General features: G+C 58.6%; 18 protein-coding genes. 10 read left to right on the top strand and 8 right to left on the bottom strand.

What is annotated here, in order from left to right:
- Positions 1 to 8: 8 nt before the first annotated feature.
- From RCJ00_RS04610 to RCJ00_RS04625, 4 genes are all read left to right on the top strand, one after another.
- Positions 9 to 1172: an HAAS signaling domain-containing protein gene (locus RCJ00_RS04610; RefSeq protein WP_316220556.1), complete on the top strand. Its 1164-nt coding sequence runs from the start codon at positions 9 to 11 to the stop codon at positions 1170 to 1172.
- A 94-nt stretch (positions 1173 to 1266) separates the two neighbouring features.
- Positions 1267 to 1539 (top strand): hypothetical protein, encoded by a 273-nt coding sequence (locus RCJ00_RS04615; protein WP_316220557.1) that lies wholly within the window; start codon positions 1267 to 1269, stop codon positions 1537 to 1539.
- 159 nt (positions 1540 to 1698) lie between these two features.
- Complete coding sequence (locus RCJ00_RS04620; RefSeq protein ID WP_316220558.1) at positions 1699 to 2076, top strand: hypothetical protein; 378 nt, start codon at positions 1699 to 1701, stop codon at positions 2074 to 2076.
- Positions 2077 to 2174: 98 nt separating this feature from the next.
- Positions 2175 to 3278 carry an acyltransferase family protein gene (locus RCJ00_RS04625; RefSeq protein ID WP_316220559.1) on the top strand — a complete coding sequence of 368 codons (1104 nt, stop codon included), beginning with the start codon at positions 2175 to 2177 and terminating at the stop codon, positions 3276 to 3278.
- Here the strand turns inward: RCJ00_RS04625 and RCJ00_RS04630 are convergent.
- The 4 genes from RCJ00_RS04630 to RCJ00_RS04645 form a co-directional block, all read right to left on the bottom strand.
- Positions 3275 to 4150 (bottom strand): hypothetical protein, encoded by an 876-nt coding sequence (locus RCJ00_RS04630; protein ID WP_316220561.1) that lies wholly within the window; start codon positions 4148 to 4150, stop codon positions 3275 to 3277. The genes RCJ00_RS04625 and RCJ00_RS04630 overlap by 4 nt on opposite strands.
- A gap of 2 nt (positions 4151 to 4152) precedes the next feature.
- A complete protein-coding gene (locus tag RCJ00_RS04635; RefSeq protein ID WP_316220563.1) occupies positions 4153 to 4863 on the bottom strand; it encodes a hypothetical protein in 711 nt (236 codons plus the stop codon).
- Between the two features lie 131 nt (positions 4864 to 4994).
- A complete protein-coding gene (locus RCJ00_RS04640) occupies positions 4995 to 5456 on the bottom strand; it encodes a MarR family winged helix-turn-helix transcriptional regulator (protein ID WP_023460005.1) in 462 nt (153 codons plus the stop codon).
- Positions 5457 to 5573: 117 nt separating this feature from the next.
- The gene (locus RCJ00_RS04645; protein ID WP_316220564.1) at positions 5574 to 7631 is read right to left on the bottom strand and encodes a family 43 glycosylhydrolase; all 2058 of its coding nucleotides are present in this window, start codon (positions 7629 to 7631) and stop codon (positions 5574 to 5576) included.
- A 174-nt stretch (positions 7632 to 7805) separates the two neighbouring features.
- On the opposite strand from RCJ00_RS04645, the gene RCJ00_RS04650 reads away from it, so the two are divergent.
- From RCJ00_RS04650 to RCJ00_RS04665, 4 genes are all read left to right on the top strand, one after another.
- On the top strand, positions 7806 to 8606 hold the full coding sequence (locus tag RCJ00_RS04650; protein WP_316220565.1) for an SEL1-like repeat protein: 801 nt from the start codon (positions 7806 to 7808) through the stop codon (positions 8604 to 8606).
- 319 nt (positions 8607 to 8925) lie between these two features.
- Entirely contained in the window at positions 8926 to 10035 is a 1110-nt protein-coding gene (locus RCJ00_RS04655) for a GmrSD restriction endonuclease domain-containing protein (RefSeq protein ID WP_316220567.1), read from the top strand.
- On the top strand, positions 10032 to 10679 hold the full coding sequence (locus RCJ00_RS04660) for an MAE_28990/MAE_18760 family HEPN-like nuclease (RefSeq protein ID WP_316220568.1): 648 nt from the start codon (positions 10032 to 10034) through the stop codon (positions 10677 to 10679). Before RCJ00_RS04655 ends, RCJ00_RS04660 begins: the two co-directional genes overlap by 4 nt.
- 205 nt (positions 10680 to 10884) lie before the next feature.
- Positions 10885 to 11481 (top strand): hypothetical protein, encoded by a 597-nt coding sequence (locus RCJ00_RS04665; protein ID WP_316220569.1) that lies wholly within the window; start codon positions 10885 to 10887, stop codon positions 11479 to 11481.
- Between the two features lie 51 nt (positions 11482 to 11532).
- Here the strand turns inward: RCJ00_RS04665 and RCJ00_RS04670 are convergent, their stop codons facing one another.
- The gene (locus RCJ00_RS04670; RefSeq protein WP_316220570.1) at positions 11533 to 12432 is read right to left on the bottom strand and encodes an SDR family oxidoreductase; all 900 of its coding nucleotides are present in this window, start codon (positions 12430 to 12432) and stop codon (positions 11533 to 11535) included.
- Positions 12433 to 12521: 89 nt separating this feature from the next.
- Between RCJ00_RS04670 and RCJ00_RS04675 the strand changes: the two genes are divergently transcribed.
- A complete protein-coding gene (locus RCJ00_RS04675) occupies positions 12522 to 13352 on the top strand; it encodes a helix-turn-helix transcriptional regulator (RefSeq protein ID WP_316220571.1) in 831 nt (276 codons plus the stop codon).
- A 67-nt stretch (positions 13353 to 13419) separates the two neighbouring features.
- Here the strand turns inward: RCJ00_RS04675 and RCJ00_RS04680 are convergent, their stop codons facing one another.
- The gene (locus RCJ00_RS04680; RefSeq protein WP_316220572.1) at positions 13420 to 14931 is read right to left on the bottom strand and encodes a glycoside hydrolase family 43 protein; all 1512 of its coding nucleotides are present in this window, start codon (positions 14929 to 14931) and stop codon (positions 13420 to 13422) included.
- A 678-nt stretch (positions 14932 to 15609) separates the two neighbouring features.
- Here RCJ00_RS04680 and RCJ00_RS04685 point away from each other — a divergent pair.
- On the top strand, positions 15610 to 17175 hold the full coding sequence (locus tag RCJ00_RS04685) for an FAD-dependent monooxygenase (protein ID WP_316220574.1): 1566 nt from the start codon (positions 15610 to 15612) through the stop codon (positions 17173 to 17175).
- Between the two features lie 124 nt (positions 17176 to 17299).
- Here the strand turns inward: RCJ00_RS04685 and RCJ00_RS04690 are convergent, their stop codons facing one another.
- Positions 17300 to 17866: a methyltransferase family protein gene (locus RCJ00_RS04690; protein ID WP_316220575.1), complete on the bottom strand. Its 567-nt coding sequence runs from the start codon at positions 17864 to 17866 to the stop codon at positions 17300 to 17302.
- A gap of 379 nt (positions 17867 to 18245) precedes the next feature.
- Positions 18246 to 19742 (bottom strand): hypothetical protein, encoded by a 1497-nt coding sequence (locus tag RCJ00_RS04695; RefSeq protein WP_316220577.1) that lies wholly within the window; start codon positions 19740 to 19742, stop codon positions 18246 to 18248.
- Positions 19743 to 19863: the final 121 nt, after the last annotated feature.

The following is a 19863-nucleotide window of genomic DNA, read 5'->3' on the forward strand; positions in this document are numbered from 1 at the left end:
AGGCTCAGATGGACATGTTGGAAGACTATCTGCGGGCGGTGTCGCGGTTATTGCCGCGCGCGAAACGCGAAGGCATTATCGCCGAATTGCGCGACGAAATCCTGACACGGATCGAAGCGCGCGAGAGCGAGCTGGGGCGGCCACTCACCCCGGACGAAACCGAAGCCCTGCTGCGCGAATTCGGCCACCCCATCGTCGTGGCGGCGCGCTATCGCGACGAACCGCAATATAGCGTGGGCCCGGCCCTCTATCCCTACTGGATCTTCGCGGTGCGCTTCGCCGTCATCCTTGAGGTGGCGATTTCCGTTCTGGTCTTCTTCGGCCGCGTCATCGGCGGGGCCAATCCCGGCGAAGCCTTAGGCACCGCCATCGGCTCCGGCCTCACCGGCATGATGACCCTGATCGGGTTCGCCACCGTGGCGGCGTGGATCATCGAACGCAAGGGCATCACCATCGACTATTTCAACACCTGGCGTGTGCGCGACCTGCGCTTCCTCGACTTTGCCGCCTGGGACTGGGCCGATGTCAGCGAATGGCTGGCCCCCAAGACCCACCGTCACCGCCGTGCCGATAACGAGGCGCAAGGCCGGGACCATAGCTATAACTACGCCTACGATTATCGCCCCTTCGACTGGACCTATCGACAATCGTCCGCCAGCCGGGGCGTCGCCGCCATCGTCGTGGCCGTCGTCTTCATCCTGTGGTGGACGGGCGTGCTCAGCTTCGGACTGGCGCCGATCCCCGTCGATTACGCCGCCATGCATGTCGATCCCGGCGCGCTGGCCAAGGTGGACTATCCGGCGCTTAAGGCCGCTCTTTACTGGCCAGTGCTGGCCTATTTCCTGGCCCTGGCCGCCTTTGGGGCCGTCGTCCTGACCTATCCGCGCGGCGTGCGGTTGCGCGGCCTGATCGACATGGTCATCGGTCTGTCGGTGCTTGGACTGGCGGCCTGGGTGTGGACCGCCTCGCCGATCGCAGCCGCCGTGCGCATCGACAGCGGCCCCGCCCTGCTCAGCCGGATTTCAGCCTTTTTCGAACATCCCGTGCCGATCCCGCTCGAACTGGCCGCCACGGTCTTTCTGATCCTGTTCGCCTTCGGCGGCCTGTGCCGCGCCCTGGGCGGCCTGTGGGAACTGATCAGCGGCGCCCCGCGTTACTGGGGCGGATGCTGAGCAACGATTTGGTAAAATAGCACCCATAACGGGCATTCCCCATCGATTTCTAATAACCGAATCCCTAGTCTGGCCGCATCTGAGGAGCCCCATCATGCCCTATCAAGACGCCTATAGCCGGATCAGCAACGCCATCCCCGGCCATTACACCTTCGCCCTGGACCAGTACGAGACGGCCACAGACTTCCTGCGCGACATGCGCCGCTACGAAGGCCTGTGCCGATCCAAGAATTACGGCTTCCTGCCGCAACTGACCGAAGACGGCGAGACGCCCTTCAACGGCTTTAGCGTCACGGTCGAGCGCCGCCCGTTCGAAGGGCCGTTCGAAGCCTTGTCGATCCGGTCGCGCGTCATCCCGCGCGGGTAAGCCGACCTGCTCGGCTTAAAACGGATGTGCTCATTGCGTTGGAGACTGTTTCAAAGGGTATAACGGTCGCGTCTATAAGCGCCGTTGCATTACACGGATAGCGCGACAATCAGACCCATTCGTGTAATATTGGCCCTGCATAGCTGAAAGGGGCTAATTATGAAATTAAGCAATCTTATACAGGAAGCCCTCAGCGAGATAGCTATCGGCGTAAGAGAGGCCAAAGAAAAATCCCGTAGCATTATTGCTATAGCACCCGGCACTCTTAACGATGAACCAGTCAGCGAAATCACCTATATCGAATTTGATGTCTCAATAGTCGTTTCTGAGGCGAATGAAGAATCAAATGAGAAAGAAAAAAGTGCTGGAGGAGAATTAAAAGTTCTTTCTGTGGGAGTTAATGGAGAAGCTAAGGGAAAAACCAATAGCGTCGCTTCACAGTCATCACAGCTTACTCACCGTATTTCCTTTAAAGTTCCCGTTTGCATGGCCGCAGATTTTTCTCATAAGGAACGTGTGAAATATGGACAACTCTGAAGCCCTAATCCCATCGTTCGTTATCCCGCGCGGCTGATTACACCCCACCTTCCCTTTGCACTACCGCCGGTCTAGCCTCGCCCGAAGGGGTGAGTCGCATGAAAACGGAGCGGGCCGTCGGGCCGGATATATTGCGCGGATTGGCGATATTGCTGGTCATGAGCTGGCATTTTCCCGCGGTCGACTATCCGCCGCTGTTTCAGCACATCAAGGATTTCGGCTGGCTGGGGGTCGATGTGTTCTTCGTCCTCAGCGGCTTTCTCATCGGCACGGAACTCCTGCGCCCCGTTGCGGGCGGTAACGCACCGGACCTGCGCATCTTCTACATCAAACGCGCGTTTCGCATCCTGCCGGTCTTTTGGCTCATCCTGACGCTCTACGCCCTGTTTCCGATCCTGCGTGAACGCGAGGCGATGTCACCCCTGTGGCGCTACCTCACCTTCACGCTCAATCTCGGCCTCGACGCCAAGACCTTCGGCACCTTTACCCACGCCTGGTCCCTGTGTGTGGAAGAGCATTTCTACCTGATCCTGCCGGCGCTTGTGCTGGTCCTGCGCCGCTTTCGCACGCCGTGGCCGGCGGTCGCGGCCGCCGTCGCCGTCCTGATCGGCGGCATGGTGCTGCGTCATGTCCTGTGGTCGAACTGGACCGCGACGAGTGGCGAACCCGTCAGTTTTTTCACCTCGATCTATTACCCCACCTATACCCGCCTCGATGGCCTGCTTATGGGCGTGTGTCTAGCGGCGGTTCGCCTGTTCTATGCCGATGCCTGGAGGCGCTATGCCCGCCCCGTCATCACCCTGCCGCTGGGCGCGGTCTGCCTCGGCATCACCAGCTATCTCAACCAGATCGACGGCGTCATCCTGTCGGAGACGGGCAGTATCCTCTTTTACCCGCTGTTTTCGCTGGGCGTGGCGCTTGTGCTATCGGCCATTCTGGACAGCGAGGCCGTCGTCAAACCGGCGCGATGGAGCGGTATAGGCTATATCGCCGCCATCTCCTACAGCCTCTATCTGTCGCACAAGATGGTCGTCCACCTCGATACCCTGTTCCTGCCAAAGGCCTGGATGACCGGCTGGTCGCAGGTCGCCATCTACTATGTCACCAGCATCGCCGTCGCCAGCGTGCTGTACGCCGCCGTCGAACGCCCGTTTATGGTCTTGCGCGATCGGCTGCTGCGGCGCGGCAGATGGGCAACCTAAGCCAGCATATTGCGCTTGTGCGCCGGTAGTTTCTTGCGCCCCGGCTTGGGTGCGGGCGGCGGCGGCGGCGGCGGCGGTGGAGTCACGGCATCAGGCGAAGGCGCCGGTTCCGGCTGAGGCGCAGGTTCGGCGGCGGCGGGAAGCGGCGCGCTGCCTGCCTTGTCTGCGTCGTTGAGCGCAGCGGCCACCACGGCTGCGGGGCCTGTCTTTTTGCCAAAGGGCGAGGGTAGCATCCACGGCTTGCCCTGCGGCCCCGGCATATACTGCGTTTCCAGTTGCCGGACATAAAGGGCTGAATCGGCGCGCGCCAGTTCTTCCTGAGCGGCGCGGATCATCCCCTTCACATGGGCTTCGTCGGCCCAGAAGACGCGGAAGCGATTGAGCGCTTCCCAGACCGCTATCATCTGTTCTTCGGCCGACATCGGCACCTTGACCTTGGCGGGCTTGGCCTCGGGCGGCTTTGGCGCTTGCGGTGCCGGTAGCGCCTTTTCCAGCGCGGTCACTGTCTTGCCCGGCTTGTCGACCAGGGCGATGACGTGCCCCAGACGGTTGTGTACCTCTTCCTGAACCTGAGCCGCGCGTTCGATGATCTGAAGTCCGCGCGATTTCAGCGCCAGGTCCAGCTTGTGCCGGATGCTGTCATAGATGGCATCGACCGACCGCTTCTTGGCCAGGTCCAGCCTTTGCTGCGCATTGTTGCGGCCGATATAGGCCCCGATCAGGGCCGCAACGACAATGGCGACGAACAGACCGATGCCGATATAGATGTAGACCGGATCGATATAGGACACGTCCAGCTCCGAATAATACGGATCCTGGGGCGCGTCATGGAAGGTGCCGTCGAAATCGGGCTCGGAAAACCAAAGGACCATGGTCAGGCTCTTACCGGCGTATCGGTGGGACGCGGCGGCGGCGTCCAGGCGGGCTGATCGATCAACTGATTGCGCGCGTCTTCCAACGCCCCGGCCATGGTACGCGTGCTTTTCCATTCCTCATGAACGGCGTTGAGCGCCATGTACATGTTGGCGGCATGGCTCAGTTGCGGCGGCAAGGCGGCAGGAGACGCAGGCACAACCTGGGCCACAGCCCCCCCAGGAACAGCGGATGCCACCACACCGGGGGCGGCGTTACCATTGGGTGTATTGCTGACGGCGATATTGATGATGGTGCCGGAATTATTATCGCCAACGCCGATCGCGCTACCGGGCGGTGCATCGACCTCCTTCACGCCGGACAATGCCTTATCGAGGGCCGACGACATGTCACGGATCGCCTTGCCGCATTCGCGCGACTTGCCGGTCAGGATGTCGATCAGGCCGATGACATCGGGCGTCAGGGTGCCGGGGGTTTCATAGGCGCGGTCCATGGCGCGCCGTGACGCCATTTCGACCAGCTTGACGCTTTTCACATGGGCGAAAAAGCCATCCCACTGCCGCTTGCGCGTGGCGCGGTACACCGTCAATCCGACCGCCACCATGATGACGATGAGAATCACCCCGCCGATCAGCGGCAGGTCATGATAGAAGATGGGATCGCTGGGGAAATCGCTGGGAGCCTGGGCGGGCGCGTCAAAGCCGTCATGCATTTTGAAACCCTCCCCCAATATGGCAACCCTGCCGGATGAACCGCCGAAAGGTTAACAAGCCTAAAGGTTAACAGAATGCCAAACCCGAGGGAAGCGCACAACGGCTAAATTGCGAACCGGCGCCGGAAAGATCAGCCTTCGACACCATTTTGCGCCTTGAGCGCGGCGTCTTCGACACGGCGCAGCAACTTCTTGAACTGCGTCACCTCTTCCGGCGAAAAATCTGCCAACATGATCTTCTCGTATTCCGCCGCCGCCGGGGCGACATCGGCATACAGCCGCTCGCCCTCATGGGTCAGAATCAGGTGGTGCGACCGGCCGTCATGCTCGTGCGGGGCGCGCGTGATCAGGCGGCGCTTGGCCAGGCTCTGAGCCGCGCGCGAAATCGTCACCTTGTCCATGCCGCCGCGCTTGACCAGGGCCTGCTGCGTGGACGGACCGTCCTCGCGCAGAATGAAGATCAACCGCCATTCCGGGATCTTGAGCCCGTACAGACTCTCATAGGCTGTCGCAATCAGCGTGCTGACGGCGTTGGAAGCCACGGCCAGCCGGTAGGGCATGTATTCGTCGAGAGTCAGCGAATCTTGGGGCATTAAAACAAATCCTTCGTAGGGAAGCTACTATTTGCCAGCAGGCGATTCCAATTACAAATCAGTTATTATTAAGGTCTTATCTATTTTCGCTAATCCGGCACATCCTCTGGGCACCCCCTATCCACCCGCGGCGGTCCAGACGAAGCGCACCCCGTCCTTGGCGTCCGATTGCGGGCCCGGACTGTCGGCGGTGACTTTATGGCTAACCGGATCGATGCGCAGGAAGCGGTTGGTCATCAACGACATCAGCACCAGTTCGCCCGTCGGCGTTTCGATCCATTGAAAGCTCTGGGCCACGCCCGGCGTCCCGCGGGTAAGCGCGACCGCGCCATCGGCGGCGACGCTGAGATACCCGTCGCCGCTTTTGAGCGCCGCCCGGCCAAGCCCCATATCGACCACGGTGACATCGGACGGCTTGCCGCCATCCATCCCCATCCCTGCGGTCGCGCCGAACCCGCTCAGACGAATGGACCGCCCATAGGGGATCGGCCGCATCAGACCGCGCGGATGGGGTTCATTGACGGTGAAGGCGTCAAAGTCGGCAGACCCGCCCGCTTTCCCAAGCGTGTTGTAGGCGAACAGGCTATATCTCACGCCCTGAAACGTTTTGAGCTGGAACACCAGGGTTACTGGCGCGCCCAACGGCTTAAACGTGCGCCCGTCGGTCGAATAGCTGAAGCGCGCCGTCTCGCTCATGAAATCGCAATCGGCCCGGAACCATAGCCGTTTGGCGGTGGTGGCGACGCGCGCCTTGGTCCCCGTCTGCTGGTCGAACTGAACCACGCTCAGCCCGCCCGCTTCGCGTTCCACGCCGATCCAGGCATAGGGCTGATTAAGCAGCCCCAGACCCGCCACATCGCCCACCGCCAGATGCGAGGCGTCCAGCACCGCGGTCGGCATCGACATCGGCCCGATGGCGCGTTGCGTCAAGGTGTTGCGCGCATGCCAAAAGCTGTCCGCCGCCAGGCTATGCAGCCGCAGATAGCCCGGCCGTTCGCTCAGCGACCACTTGTCCGCCACCGGCACATGGTTCCATTGCCAGACGGGGATAAGGTGCTTGCCCGAAAAATCGTCGTTGCGGACATAGGGCACCCGGATCGGCTGCACCGCCTCGGTTTTCGGCTTGACCCATGTGCGCGGCGTGCGCCCCAGATTGCCCGGCAGCCCGAAATACGGCCATCCGTCCTTCCACGTAATGGGCGACAGGCTGGTCAACCGCCCGACCGAATTATAGTCCATCATCGAAAAGCCCCACCACTCACCGGCCGGGGTTTCAATCACCCCGCCCTGGTGCAGCGACATGCGGCCATTGGGTTGCGGATTGGCCGGGCTGATCGTGAAAGGCGGCGTCTTGCCGCTTTCGCGATAACCTTGGGCCAGGCCGAAATCCTCATCGATGCTGATGGCCGGATTGACCTCATATGGTCCTTCGATCCGGTCGGCCCGCGCGGCGGGCATGCGCATGCGCCCTTCGAACCAGGCGCTGGTGATGAAATACTTGCCCTTGAGCTTATAGAAGTGAACGCCCTCCCCCATGCCCGAGCCGGCTGGGATGATTTCACGCTCGGTCCCCGCCACGATATCGGTCATATCCGGCGTCAACTGCGCCATGCGGATGCCCTGATAACCCCAGATGACATAGGCCTTGCCGTCGTCATCGAACAACACAGACAGGTCGTGCAAAGACCGCTTCATCGCCTTGTGCGTCCACGGCCCCTTCGGATCGGTGGCGGTGAAGACCTGGGTCGTCTGGCCGTTGACGTTGGAAAAGATGTAAAAGACGCCGTCATGGTAACGGAAGGTCGGCGCCCATATCCCCTGGCCATAGGCGTCCTTACCGTCTTCCAACCGGTAGGCGGGCCCGAGGTCGAGCGTATCGAGCGCATAGCTGACGAATTCCCAATTGACCAGATCCTTCGACCTCAGGATGGGCAAACCCGGCATGGTGTGCATGGTGGTGCCGGTCATGTAGAAATAGTCACCGACGCGGATCACGTCGGGGTCGGAAAATTCGTCGTAAAACAACGGATTGGTAAAGGTGCCATTGCCGTTATCAGCCGTCCAGGTGCGCGGGCCAGAGGCGGTAAACGCGGCCGGTGAAGACGCAGGCGCGGCAGCACACGTCAGCGACACGGTGGACAGCGCGATCGCGGCCGCCAGTACGAACACTCTCATGGCAATTCCTTCCTCTTTTTTTCCCTTATCGCCATCCCCCGGCCAAAACGCAATCAAAACGTCAGACAATTGAAAATGAGGCCCCGTCCCCGTCTGTTGCGTCACTTTTCCCCCTTGCCACCAACGGTAGCATCTGGTTCAACCTGGGTCAGATTCGACATCCTGAGGGGGATCATGAAAACGCTGCTCATCACCGCCGCCATCGCGGCCCTGTCCGTCCAGACCGCCCACTCCGAAACGGCGGAATATAACTGGGCCGTTCGTGTTATCGACTTCGGCACGGTCGCCACCGCGTGCAAATATCTTGGCTTTAATGTCCAGACGGATACCCTGGTGGCCAATATGCAAGAGGCGGCGGAAGCGGCCATCATGGCCTCCAGTGCCCCGGAGGCGACCGGTGCCAAGATCCACGACAAGCTGATGGTGCTCAATACGCGTGTGCAAAGGATGAACGGCATGCTGTCCGGAGATACTGCCGCCGACGGTCTGCACAGCATGGAGGCCATCATGACTGAGGCCTATCCCGCCTGCGCCGCCTTTGCCAAAGACACCGACTTCAAACCCTATATCCAGAACGGTCCTTTTCAAGCCTCCGGCCGTCCCGCCACCGCTCTCGACTTCGTAAAATTCAATGCCGAAAACGGTAGCGCGAACTACATGATCATCCTGTCGGGGCTGTATGGCGAAGGCGTTATCGGCGGCAAGCCGGACCGGCAAAATGCCTTTATCTGGATGCGCAAGGCCGGTTTGGCGGGCGACGCGCAGGCGGCAGGCGTGACCGCCGGCGACTACGCGGCGGGTGACGGCACGCCGAAAGACCTGGTTCAGGCGGAACAATGGCACCGTATGGCCATCGCCATGGGTGGTGGCGATCCAGACGCCCTGGCCGAGCTGGAAAAGACCATGACCCCCGCCCAGATCGCCGCAGGCAAAGCCGCCGCCCACAAATGGCTGGCCGAAAACGGGTATGAGTAGAGCCGTGGGACAGATACCCCCGGTCGTCGCTTAGCGGCTCAGGCCTCATAACGCCGGACCGCCGCCAATATATTGGCTGGCTACGAACAGTGGCGCTTTGAAAGGACAATTCCGCTCTGAACCGAAGCGGACGAAGCCTATGTTGAGCACAAAGAAAGTGGCAACGGTATAGGTTCTAAGATATTCGAATAGCAAAGCCAGGGTCGAAGCTGAAAGTGTTCATAACTGTTGAAAGTGGACAGAACACTTTGACAACCAAGAAATGGGCGTGTCACCATAGGTTGCGCCGCAAACGACGCACCGCCAGTGGGAGCCTAACATGCTACAAACGGAAATTGAAACGGCACAACGTCGAGTACGGACAGATGCCTATCAAATGTCGATAGGTGAAGTTGTTAGTATGTATGAGAATGGGGAGATCACCATTCGTCCCGAATTTCAGCGACTTTTCCGGTGGGAGGCGGGCCAGAAATCGCGGTTGTTCGAGTCGATTTTGCTCGGCATTCCACTGCCGCCAATATTTGTTTTCGAGACAGACGGCAGCAAATGGGAATTGATCGACGGGCTTCAGCGCCTTTCCACCTTGCTAGAATTCATGGGCAAACTGCGCGATGAAAGCGGTCAACTGCTTCCGCCGTCGGTATTGGAATCTACGAAATATTTACCCTCATTGCGAAACGCGGTATGGGAAGCAACAGATACAATTCATGACGTACCAATAGCAGAACAAAAGCCTTTTGAAAAATCTCATCAACTTGCAATTAGACGTGCACGACTTGGCGTGGAAATATTAAAGCGACCCAGCGATGAATTAACAAAATTTGATCTATTTCAACGACTTAATGCCGGTGGGACTGTTGCCAATACGCAGGAACTTCGCAATTGCATCATGCTGATGGTAAATCCGGCATACTTTCGAGCCATAAGAGGTGCCGCAGAAACTGCGCAATTTCAGCAAGTATTAGCTTTAACTGAGGACATGGCCGAACGGCAGCGGCACATGGAGCTGGCGGTAAGATTTCTAGTCCACACCTTTATCGATTATGATGGTAAGCTGGACGTCGAAGAGTATATTGATGAGGGTATTATACATCTATGCCAGCGAGCCGACGAGACTGCGGCCACGGAAATAATCGGCACTACGTTCGCTATATTAGATCGGACATTGGGCAAGGATGCTCTTAGACGTTTCGCATTAGGCAAGCCGGTAGGACGGGTCGGTTTAGTTGGGCTGGAAGGCATTGCAGTCGGAATTGCCAAGAACCTAAACGCCATTGTCAATTTAGCTGCGCCAGATGATTTCGTAAAAAGCAGAATACACTCCTTTTGGGATGAGGCTGACAAGGCTGGTCTGAACTCGCCAGGATTACGCGGGACAACGCGCCTCCAACGTACAGTTCCTTTAGGTGAGCGGTGGTTTAAACCATGAGCAAGCCCTACACTGCGGATGATTTTTCACGCCAGGTTACTGAGGACCGGACTTGGCGAATAAGAGAAATCTCCGACCTTAAGAACGCAGTGTTACGAGCCGACGAGGCGTTACAAAAAGCTTTGCTGAGGGCGTTGGTCACTATTACATATGCACATTGGGAAGGATATGTGCGTTTTTCCGCTCGAAAATACTTCGAGCATATAGCGCTACGCAGAATACGCTTCGACAAACTCAATCGTCAGTTTCTACGAAACTATTTCCTCCCGCGTTTATCAGCCATTGCGGTTTCCGGCAGTAGTCTGTCTGCGCGCTGTGAGTTGGTTGACGCAATTCTCACTTCTGGTGACAAAGCTTTCACCAGGGCAAACGATGAGCTTGTAAATACGAAGGCGAACTTAAATTTTGGAATCTTTTCAGATATTTGCCTCGTCTGCGGGTTAGATAATGATAATTTTCTTTCCTATGAGAGTTACATCGACGTCTTTCTTTTAAAACGGCGGAATTCTATTGCCCATGGAGAAGATACGTTTATAGCTATCGACGATCTCGACGAGCTAAGCCAAAAAACTATTGAGTTAATGCGTATGTTCGGCGACGGACTAGATAATCGCATTGCCCTTGAGGCATATAAAGCAGCTTAGGTCTAATGGTTTTGAACAACGCGTTGCCGTGGTATTTGGAGTCAGCGCGCTATGCATAACGTCAACCTGCTGTGATAGACTGGCATAAACGTTGCCAAGTTCCGTCCCCAAATCCAAAATGAGTGGTGTTTTTGTCTCGATGTCGTTTAACCACCGGTTGGGGCATAGAGTTCGGCGTGAACTTGGGGCTTGAAGGGGGAAACAGATGCCGTTCAATGGGGACACGCGCCTGCGTAGCGAACTGGGCAGGGACGAACAGCTTCTGTGGTCGGGCACCCCGGCCCAAGGCGTCCGCTTTCGTATGGTCGATATTTTTCTGGTGCCGTTCAGTGTGATGTGGGGTGGTTTCGCCCTCTTCTGGGAGGCTACCGCTTTTTATCAGGCCGGTGTCCGTGTCTCGGCCACACCGCCCTATATCACCGGGTCGGAATTCAGCTTCATGACACTCTGGGGCATCCCGTTTTGTCTGATCGGCCTCTACATGATTTTCGGCCGCTTCTTTGTCGATGCGGCGGCGCGCGCAAAGACGGCCTACGCCGTCACGGATCGCCGGATCATCATCACCTGCGGCAATTCCGTCCAATCGCTGACGCTCAACAACTTGCCGCAAATCGAACTCAAGACGGGCGCCAACGGTCGCGGTTCGATCATTTTCGGCCAGTCCAACCTGTTTATGGGCACCGGCTGGCCAGCCTGGGGCGTTCGCGGCACTGGCCCGTCCCTGATGTTTGACGGCATCGCCAAGGTGCGTGAGGTTCACACACTAATTATCGACGCGGCCCAAAAAAGCAAAGGACGGTAAGCCATTTCACCGCCCATGGCCCCCGCCCCTTGGCCAACCCTATTCGCCGGATCAGCCGTGGTCGGCCTGGTAATCCATATCGCGTAGATCGGCGATCAGGCCTCGCCCCTGCGGATACCAGCCCAATCGCTGACGCGTCCATGCACTCGACGCGGGCATATCGAAGCCGACAAACATACCCAGCCAGCCGAAATGATCCGCCGCCTGGTCCGGCGCCAATGACACCACCGGCACGCCCAACCCTTCCCCAACCACGGTGGCGATATCGCGCGCCGTTATGCCCTCTTCGCCGACCGCATGGAATCGCTCCCCGGCTTGCCCCTTTTCGACGGCCAGCACATAGAGCCGCGCCACATCCGAAACATGCCCGGCGGCAAACCGGTTACGGCCTTCGCCCACATAGGCCGAAACACCCTTTTGGCGGGCCACGTCTATCAGCGGCGAGATCAGCCCCTGGCGGTGCGTATCGTGCACCTGAGGAAGCCGGACGGTGATCACCTTGACACCGGCGGCCAACATCTCGGCTCCGGCCAGTTCCGACGCCGAACGTGGATTGGGATGGTGGGCATTAAACACCTGTTCGGTCGCGATCTGACCGGCTTCGCCCAAGCCCATCCCTGTGCCCGACGTGATGACGAGCGCCCGATCCGATCCCGCCAGAGCCCCACCCAGGGCCCGGATCACCCGCCTGTCCTTTTCGCAGTTTTCGACGAAATTCGCGAAATTGTGGTCGAAGGCCGTATGGATGACGGCATCCGCCTGAGCCGCGCCCGCAACCAGGCTGTCCGGATCGTCGATGGTGCCATGATACGGCTCCGCCCCGGCGGCGATCAACGCCTGCGCCCCCGCCTCCGATCGCGTCAGGCCGAGCACCTGATGCCCCGCCGCCAGCAGTTCAGGGAGTATTCGCGAGCCGATAAAGCCCGTGGCGCCGGTCAGAAATATACGCATCACATAGTCTCCATGTTGGACGTTACAGGCATATTCCACTATGCTGGATACGGGTAAAGTAGTGACATTATCAGGGTATAATAACTAACATGATCGGCAATGAAGCGACCACCGGCGGCCTGTTGGGGACCTATCTCAAGGATCGCCGGGCCAAACTCGACCCGGTCGCGCTCGGCTTTACACCGCAACGACGGCGCACCCCCGGGCTACGCCGCGAAGAAGTGGCTCAGCGCGCCCATATAAGCCCGACCTGGTATACGTGGCTGGAACAAGGGCGCGGCGGTGCGCCCTCCGCCGATGTCCTCAATCGCATTGCCCGCGCGCTCATGCTGACGGATGTCGAACGCGAACACCTCTTCCTGCTGGGACTTGGCCGCCCGCCGGAAGTCCAATATCGCAAGGATCAGGACGTTACCCCCCGGCTCCAGCGCGTGCTCGATGCCCTCAACCCCAGCCCGGCGATTATCAAAACCGCCATATGGGACGTGATCGCCTGGAACCGCGCCGCCACCATCGTTCTTAAGGATTACAGCACCCTGCCCCCCGATCAGCGCAACATGCTGCGCCACATCTTTTTAAGCCCAACCGCCCGCGAGGCGCACCACGAATGGCAAAGCGTCGCGCGGTCCGTTGTGGCGGCCTTTCGCGCCGATGCCGCACGCGCCGGCGCCATGGCCGAGGTCAAGGCGATGGTCGACGAACTGTGCCTGCTCAGCCCGGAATTCAAAACCATGTGGCGCGACAACGACGTCCACAACAATACCGCGGTCGTGAAACACCTGCGCCATCCGGTGCTGGGTCCGATCTCGGTTGAAATGTCGACCTTTTCCGTCGATGGCCGCTCAGACCTCAACATGCTGGTCTTCAATCCCGTGACCGCCACCGACGCCGAAAAGATCACGACGATGATCGGGCGCTAACGGCAATGTCTTTTGGGCGGGTCGCACGGCGAACATAAACCATGCCTTACGCCCTATACGCCTTGCCTTACCCAAAACCGGCATCGGCCGCGCCATTTTGGGCGGCTATTTGGTAGGTGAAGGTGCTGAACGACGCAGCGCCTGAATCGCGCTTAGGATTGAAGGTAAATAACCCGACCCGATCGCCGCGATAGTTGCCCCACCCCAAGCTGTACCCCGGACCTAAGGCGCGGAACGTCCGGCCGTTTAGACTATATGAGAACTGAGCATTGCCCCCGAAGTCCCATTCCGTTCGAAGCCATATCGTCGTCTGCCGTACCGGGGGCCCGAATACCTCCAGCGTGCCCGCCTGAAACAGCACCCGGCGGACATTTCCGGCCTGTCGTATCCCGATGAATGCCGAGGACGCCGACGCATGACATAAGCCGGCGATCTGACCGTCGGTCATCTCCGAAAGATGCATTTGCGTCGTTACCTGGTTTCGGTTCGTGCGCCATGCGCGCTGAGACACGACGTTGGCAACCATCTTGAAGTCCGGTCCCAAAGGCCTGAACGCTTTCAACCGAAGCCTTCCTAGGTTCGGCTGCAAACGCCAGGCGGCCGGGTTGGGTTCATGGTTCCATTCCCATTGCGTACCGAGCAGGGGTTTGCTGAAATCCGCCGAGAGTTTAACGGTTTTGGGCCGGGTACCCGAAATCGGCAGGCGGTGTTGCCAAACCATATTCCCAATTCCGTCATCCCCCGGCGTGCCCACAATTGGCCATCCATCGGTCCATGTGACCGGAAGCAGGCAAAGTGCCCGGCCCTCCCAGTCGCCGCGGCCCTGATGCGTCAAGAACCACCAATTCCCATCAGGGGATTGGATAAAGCCGCCTTGGTTCGGTTCACGGTCGATGTTCTTGTCGACATGCCCCAGTTGCCTCTCCTCCCACGGTCCGGCCAGAGACCGCGCTCGGCGCATCATGGGAACCCGGCCCTCGGGCTTTACCTCGCTGAAATAGTGATAATAAACGCCATCCCGTTTATCGAGCTTATTGGCCTCCGACCCTTCGGAGCGATGCACGATCCGGGACTTTGACGTGTTGAGCGATAGCCCGTCAGCCGACATCTCAAACAGGTGGATATTGTAATCTACCTGGGTATCCGGGTCCTTTGCGAAACGCGTCATGATGAGGTACGCACGACCATCATCATCCCAGAACGGGCAAGGGTCATCGTATCCAGCCACGTGCCACAGACAGATGGGCGTAGCCCAAGGCCCCTTTGGGTCCCTCGCCGTCGTAACGAAAACACCGCTGTCCGGGCAGGCGAAGTACAGGTAGAAGCGATGATTGTGATATCTAAGAGCGCCTGCCCAGACACCCCTTCCATATCCGTCCATCTCTCGCCAGGTCAGATTGGCGCCCAGCGGCGTAATATCCGGGACGGCATGGCCGAGGGTCTGCCAGTTAACGAGGTCGTCAGATTGCATGACAACCATGCCCGGCGACATATGGAGCGTCGAGCTGATGGCATAGTATCGCGCCCCTACCCGTATGACATCGATATCCGAATAGTCGGCGGGCATGATGGGGTTCACGAAAGTCCCATCATTCTGAACACCCCATTTGCCTCGCAGGTCGGAAGGCCGGGGAGACGGTGCGGCCCGGGCCGTTGGCGGCAATAAGAGACCAGACAGGCACGCGCCGCCAAGCCATGACGTAAACTCACGGCGGACAAGTGAGGTGCGGCGGATAGGCTGTCTCATTGATTGCGCCCTTCGTTACGGCGGTTCGGCGTCAGAGCACATAGTCTTAAGAGCAAACGGCTTTTCACTTAAACGACTCTCTACCGCTTGAAAATGAAACCACGCGGCGCCCGCCGCACAATATTAACCAGACAATTAAGCTACAACCTTTTGCCTGTACCGCAATGCGCTTCCTTGCGAGTTGTCGCGCAGGCATGAAAAATGAGTAGTCCCGGCGGCGCTAAGCTGGACACCTTGACCGCCGAGATGAAATCGTCGGCTCGGTTAAAACCTTGACCCCGTGCGTTCCAAAACCTATATCCCAAGCGTCGAAAATGGTGGACCGGCTTTTGGTGAGCCCCGGTCAGCCTTCGGTTCATACCGGAGGCCACAATCCAGCCCTCGGGCCGCGGACCACGACGGACACCGGACGCGCTGCGTCCGCTCCGTTGGTGTATCTCGCAACGACGCCACCGAAGTATCGCAGCCGTCCTTATCCCCGTGGCCTCGGCCACCAGACAAGGACACACCATGCACGACACCCAAGTCATCATTATCGGCGGCAGCCTCGTAGGCCTCTCTGCGGCGGCATTTCTCGCCTGGCGAGGCGTAAAGACGATTGTCATCGAAAAGCATCGCGGCAGTGCGCTTCATCCCCGCGCCACGGGCTTTACGGAACACACGCTTGAATTCTATCGCGCCATTGGCATCGCCGACCGGATTCCGACCGTCGATCCGGGCTTCCGGCTCCGGCGCGCCACCGTCGAAAGCCTTGTCGGCGCGGTGACACATGAAGCGGTGTGGACACCATCCGACACGCCTGCAGCTGCGACCCCGGAAAGAGCCTTATCGCCGGCGGGCATGGCAGCCTTCGCGCAGGACAAGCTGGAGCCGATCCTGCGCAGCCGATCCGCCGAACTCGGCGCCGATCTTCGGCTGGGCACCGAACTCTTGTCCTTCGAAAAGACAGACATCGGCGTTACAGTGAAGGTCCGTGAGCGGGAAACGGGGCGGCAGTACGCGCTTTCGGCCGCCTACATGATTGCCGCCGATGGCGCGGATAGCCCGGTCAGAGACGCCCTTGGGATCGAACGCCATGGCGTCGGTCACATCATGAACATTCGCTCTGTCCTGTTCCACTGCCCCGCCGCCGACACCTATCTGGACCGGGGCTTCCAGCAGTTCGAGATCGATCAGGAAGACTTCAAGGCGTTTCTCACCACCTACGGCGACGGCCGCTGGGTGCTTATGTTCTATGGCGGCGAGGCAAAGCCGGCACAGGACTACGCTGGCGACATCCGTCGGGCGCTCGGCGTTGACCTGCCGTTCGAGATCATCACCTCCGGCGCATGGGAGATGGCCGGCCGGATCGCGGACACCTATTCGAAAGGCAGAATATTCCTGGCCGGAGACGCCGCGCACCAGCTTCCGCCGACACGCGGCGGCTTCGGGGCGAATACGGGCATCGACGATGCGTGGAACCTGGCCTGGAAATTACAACTTGTCCTGGACGGAACGTCCAACCCCTCGCTGCTCACAAGCTACACCCAGGAACGACAGCCGATCGGCTGGCTTCGGCATCAACAGACGTTCGCCCGGCCGGACTATGCCCGCTATGTGGGCAACGCGCTCGCTGGCGAAACGCTGTACGATGACAAGGCCATGGAACTCGGCCAGCTCCATCGGTCGAACATCATCATGGGCGCAGGGGATGATCTGCCCGCATCCGCCCACCCCGACGAATGGGCCGGGCAGCCAGGAACGCGCGCACCGCATCTCTGGGTAGACGTAAATCGCCATACATCGACGATCGACCTCTTTACCCGGCAGTTTACCCTGGTCACGGAGAACCCGGATTGGATACGGGAAGCGGACACAGCGCGCGATGAAACCGGTCTCACCCTGACGCGTCTTCACGTTGGCCGACAGGTCTTCATCAACGATGCCAAGTCCTTCGCCACCGCTTTCGGAACGGGGAGCGAGGGTGCGGCACTGGTACGCCCTGACGGGCTAATCTGCTGGCGGACTTCGCGCGCGCCGGATCGGACGTCCGATAGCCTCACCACGGTTCTAAGGCGTACCGCCGCGCTCGCTTAATGTGACTGGAGGGACAGGGTGGTCGTCTCCTTATGGCCGCCCTGTCCCTCCAAAATGGCGAGCAGCATGGATTTCTGTATTTGCTTATCCGCGAAGGCAAGACCTGACGGTCGTCGCGACAAGACTAATAGACATACGGGATCAGACGCCAGGTTTTCGATGCATAGGCCACATAGGCCTGTCCAAACGCGTCTCGCAAAGCGCGTTCTTCGATGGCAATACGCCATAAAATCACGCTGACTGTCGGCACCAACAGGATACACAGTGACAGCCCGTTGCCGAGGCAAAGCCCGAGCCCCACTATGGCCAAAAGCCATCCTGTGTACGACGGATGACGTATCCATCTGTAAAGACCGGTGTCGACAAGTCGGTGATCATCTAAAATCGCGACATTGACGGTGAAAAATCGCCCCAGGTGACTAATGGCATACCAACGCAGTCCAATGCCGAAACAAAAAACGCCGACGCCGATCGCAGGCGTGGTCCGAAGTATCGGTAAATCGCCTGTACCTGGATAAGCCGCCACCATGAAGGCTATAAAAATAGAGATGAAGCCCGACGCCCATATGATCGCCAGGGAGCCCCGGTCGCTGGTCGCCAAATGTTTCGCGGCACGCCTGTGCACGCTGACTATGCCTTCGGACAGGGCATAGCCAGCGCCAACAAGAGTAGCCGTAAGCGTGATCAACATGTGTCTGTCTTTTGCGTCTTGTTATCGGCGCGCCACCATGGCGACACCGGGTGAACAGGTGCCCCACAACCCGCCAGGTGTGGCGCGCAAATGCGTGAAGCGCCGGCGAAATTTCGTGAAAGGTCAGTACCCGCCGTTGACGCTTCGCGAATGGTCAATGCGATGATCGGGGCCTAGGGTAAACTCACCCACTCGGCCGGATATCGGCATATTCAATGGCTGGTTGTCGCGCAGGAATAACACATGGTTAGTATCGGTGGCACGAACGGGACATCCTCGGTAGCCGACATGGACGACAGGCATCCTTTACGCCCATTGCGGTCAAAAAGGCTTCAACAGCAAAATATCAATTGCGGGCCCTTTAAATTCAAGGCCGCAATCAAAAACTGGTAGGTAAAGCTACGCGCAGCCTATCTTCATATTCTTCAATAGATTTTAGTGTGTTGGATTGCCAGTCGGAATCTACAGCGCGCCCCAGGTCCCACATCTGCCAAGCTTTATCCATTTCATAATTCTGATACGCTAAATCGCCCAGATCCTTGTAGCTATTCCCTATCCACGGATAAGCGGCAATATGTATCCAGTAACAATCCGCCAAGGAGGGCATTGCGCTGAAAGTTGTCTTATCCCACGCGCTGGTGTCGCCGGACACGCGCACGAGATTGGCAAATGTCACATAGCGGAACGTTCCGAAAGGCAGAGCATCTAACTCCTTGGCGTTAGCAAGATAGCGTGCTGCGGCTTCATTTTGAGGTGTTGCTTTGCCATCGCCGGCCAGTTGCGATGCCAACATAAACTGCGCGCTGTCCGTTTCAGCGAAAATCAGTTGCAGACTCGGCATGATCGCCCTCAAGCGCCCAATACGCTCAGGATCACTCATCATACTGCCACCATATTGAGTAGCCAGTTCCTGGAACAATAGGGTGGCGGTCATACCCTGATGAGCCTTGGTCGCGGCTTCAAGGCGTTCCATCAGCATATCGAAATCCGGCTTAGGCGACAGTTCGGTTTCGGTCACCGAGGCAAATGCCTTGTTGAGTCCACGGGCTTTCAGGCTCTCCCCTTTGGCTTCCACGGTCAGCGCAGATATAAGGCCCGGCGGCAAAGGGTATTCGAGCGTTTGACGCGACAACGCCGTAAAATGGAAGGTTTCCGTTTCCGCCTGATCCGCATTGTAGCGTTCAATCGTAATATCCGACGGCAACTGCCCAGACGCTAGTATCGCCCGTAAGACCTGCGGATGCAGGTCCATATGTCTTGCGAGATACCGCGCAATTCTTTGGCGCTCAGCCGGGGAAAAAGGGTAAACGGTGAGACTCGTTCGTACAACCACGCGATCATCCAGGCGATAGTCCGTCGACGATGAAGTTGTGTGAACCGTCAGCGTGTCGGACGGCTTATCCTGAACTGCCAATTCCTGTTCGGCCCAGTAAGGTTCAAGATTTTCCGGCTTCTTGGTCTTATTGTCGACAGCCGCGGCCAGCATACGGTGCAGGCCTTGACGATTATACAATTCTGCAAGGCGAAAGGCCGGGCCAAAGAAGCAGCTTTGGTTGTCTAATTTGGGTTGGGCGGTTTTCCACGTCAGAACACGACAGAGCGTGAAGTCATCGAGCGTATGCTCCTGCCCCTGCTCTATTACGTTAAAATCGGAGCCGAGGGTTACAGTTCCCGTTTGGGTCGAAACTAGCTTGCCATTGGATTTAACTGTTTGCGTGAAATTGAAAACCAAGGCTTCTGAGGCCAACAGCGATCGAGCGGCTAAAATTTGGTCGGACCCTGCCGCCGGCGACATGCGAGGAACAGCTAGTGCTGGCACGCCAAAGGCCGATACCGCCAGGAAAAGAGCCAGCCCCCCAATTATAGTTTTTAACATTTAACTGCCCCCGTTCTGCGTGCAGCTTTGGTCCATGTAGAAAATATGTCAACCCTAGGTGACAGGGTCGATGCGGCCAATAGGTGGCGAAACGGGCAGGCCTTCTCGACCTGCTGGAAGC

The organism is Asticcacaulis aquihabitans, assembly GCF_032490435.1.
Classification (GTDB): domain Bacteria; phylum Pseudomonadota; class Alphaproteobacteria; order Caulobacterales; family Caulobacteraceae; genus Asticcacaulis.